The 1,770-nt window shown below is 73.2% G+C and carries 1 protein-coding gene; it reads left to right on the top strand.

Annotated elements, in window-relative coordinates; translation table 11 throughout:
- A partial coding sequence (locus tag N4P33_RS35015; RefSeq protein WP_260830942.1) for a type I polyketide synthase occupies positions 1-1,770 on the top strand: 1,770 nt, incomplete at both ends.

The raw sequence follows: 1,770 nt of genomic DNA, 5'->3' as shown, positions 1-1,770 counted from the left end.
CCGCGCGCCTGCCGCAGGTCCTGATCGTCGCGGCGGACGCCGCCGGACTCGCCCGGCTCGGCGCGACCGCTCCCCGCCCGCCCGCCGCCGTGCCGACGCCGGCACCGGTACTCACCCCGGTATCCGGCTCCGGCGCACTGCCGTCGCCGTCGGGCGACTCGGTTCGCCGCTATGTCAAGCGGGTCTTCGCCGAGGTCCTCAAACACCGTCCGGACGACCTCGGCGACCGGGTCACCTTCGAGAACTTCGGCATCGACTCCCTGATCAGCCTTACCATCATCCGGCGCTTCGAGGAGGACCTGGGCCCGCTGCCCGCCACGCTGCTGTTCGAGCAGCCCACCATCGAACGACTGGCGGAGTGTCTGCGCACGGAGTACGCGGCACCGCTCGCCGCGGCCCTAGCGGAATCCGCCGCAACCGGGACTCCCGTGCCCGCCGGACCCGAGACCAGCCCAAGGGCCACCACGTCACCGTCCCCGTCTGAGGCGTCGTCGGCGGTCGTCGCCCGCGGCGAGGCCCCTGCCCCGACCGGGTCCTCGCCGGGGGGCGACATCGCGGTGATCGGCGTCAGCGGACGCTACCCCGGTGCGCCCGACCTCGACGCCTACTGGCGCAACCTGCTGCGCGGCGAGAACAGCGTCACCGAGATCCCGCCCGACCGCTGGGACTGGCGGCCGTACTACGACCCCCGACGGGGGACTGCGCACCGCACGCCCAGCCGCTGGGGCGGATTCCTTCAGGACGTCGACCGCTTCGACGCGGGCTTCTTCGGCATCCTGCCGCGCGACGCCGACGACATCGACCCCCAGGAGCGGCTCTTCCTGGAGACCAGCTGGAACCTGCTGGAGGAGGCCGGATACCTGGGCGAACACACCCACGAACCCGCCACCGGGGTCTTCGTCGGCCTGATGTACGGCACGTACGGGGAACTCGGCGCCACCCAGTGGCCGCGGGGGCGGCTGTCCGGCGCCCACTCCGCGTACTGGTCGGTGGCCAACCGGGTGTCGTACTTCTTCGACTTCCAGGGGCCCAGCTTCGCCGTCGACTCCGCCTGCTCCTCGTCGCTGACCGCGGTGCACCTCGCCTGCGAGAGCCTGCGCCGTGGCGAGTGCCGGATGGCCGTCGCGGGCGGGGTCAACCTGGTGCTGCACCCCTCGCACCACGTGTCCCTGTCCGCGCTGAACATGCTGTCGGCCGACGGCGCCTGCAAGGTGTTCGACGAGCGGGCCGACGGCTACGTGCCCGGGGAGGGCGTGGGCGCCGTGCTGCTCAAACCACTGGCCGCCGCCGTGGCCGACGGCGACGACATCTGGGCGGTGATCAAGGGCAGCGCGGTCAACGCCGGGGGCAAGACCAGCGGCTACACCGTGCCGAACCCGCACGCCCAGGCGAACGTCGTCGTCGACGCCCTGCGCCGCTCGGGCATCGACCCGGCGACGGTCGGCTACCTGGAGGCCCACGGCACCGGCACCGCTCTGGGCGACCCGGTCGAGGTGGCCGGACTCGTCCGCGCCTTCGGCCCCGCGACGCCCGGCCCCGCGACGACCGACTCCGGCCACCGTGTCATCGGTTCGGTGAAGGCCAACATCGGTCACCTGGAGGCCGCGGCGGGCATCGCCGGCCTCACCAAGGTGCTGCTCCAGCTGCGGCACCGCACCCTGGTCCCGAGCATCCACCTGGAGAACCCGAACCCGAAGATCGACTTCGACCGGTCGCCGTTCCGGCCGATCCGGCGGTCCGAGCCGTGGGCGGCGCCGGCCGGCCACCCCC

This window comes from Streptomyces sp. 15-116A (assembly GCF_025290915.1).
In the GTDB taxonomy this organism is placed as follows: Bacteria; Actinomycetota; Actinomycetes; order Streptomycetales; family Streptomycetaceae; genus Streptomyces.
The sequence above is the reverse complement of the archived record's forward strand: the minus strand, read 5'-3'. Positions and strand labels throughout refer to the sequence as shown.